Source organism: Methylobacterium sp. WL116 (assembly GCF_008039455.1).
Taxonomy (GTDB): domain Bacteria; phylum Pseudomonadota; class Alphaproteobacteria; order Rhizobiales; family Beijerinckiaceae; genus Methylobacterium.
Genome location: NZ_VRUV01001041.1, coordinates 1 through 670, shown reverse-complemented (window position 1 = coordinate 670; position 670 = coordinate 1). Strand labels below are relative to the sequence as shown.

The following is a 670-nucleotide window of genomic DNA, read 5'->3' as shown; positions in this document are numbered from 1 at the left end:
GTGCTGGAGGCGCATCGCGGCCGGTCGCGGTCAGGTGGCCGCGATGCGCCTCCAGCACCGCTTCGATGCCGCCGCACTGGACCGCGAGGAAGCGCCACGCCCCGGCGGCGAAGAACGGCTGGCGATAATAGTCGTCCGGGGCGCCGATGCGGTCCAGGGGCTCGACCCGAAGGCCGGAGAAGTCGACGGTGCCGGTGGCGGAGGCGCGCATCCCGTGGGCGCGCCAGTCGGCGAGCTCGGCGCGGGCTTCCGGATCGAGCGGCACCACGAGCATCTGGCGGCGCCCGTCCGGAAGCCGCGCGGTCACCAGCGGGCGCGTGACGTGCCCGGCCCCCGAGGCGTAGGACTTCGCGCCGGTCAGCACCGCCGGATCCGCCTCCGTGCCGAGCGCGAGACCACCTGGCTCCGCCGGCTCGGTGTTCCACACGCCGAACAGGTGCCCGGCACGGGCATCGGCCGCGAAGCGCGCGCGCACCGGATCGCTGCCGTAGCGCAGCACCAGCGCCAGCGCGTTGACGTGGCCCTCGTAGATCCGCCCGACCGCGAGGTTGCCGCGCCCGATCCCGCGCAGCACGTCGCGCAGGCGGTCGGCGCCGCCGGGCGTGCACAAGCCCGCTCCGCCCAACGCCTCGGGCAGCGGCGCGACGAGCAGCCCGGCGCCGCGCAGCGC

1 protein-coding gene is annotated in these 670 nt (G+C 76.4%); it reads right to left on the bottom strand.

The window, feature by feature from the left end:
• On the bottom strand, nt 1-667 hold a 667-nt coding region (locus FV223_RS29290), incomplete at its 3' end, for an acyl-CoA dehydrogenase family protein (protein ID WP_246689871.1).
• Between the last annotated feature and the right edge of the window lie 3 nt (nt 668-670).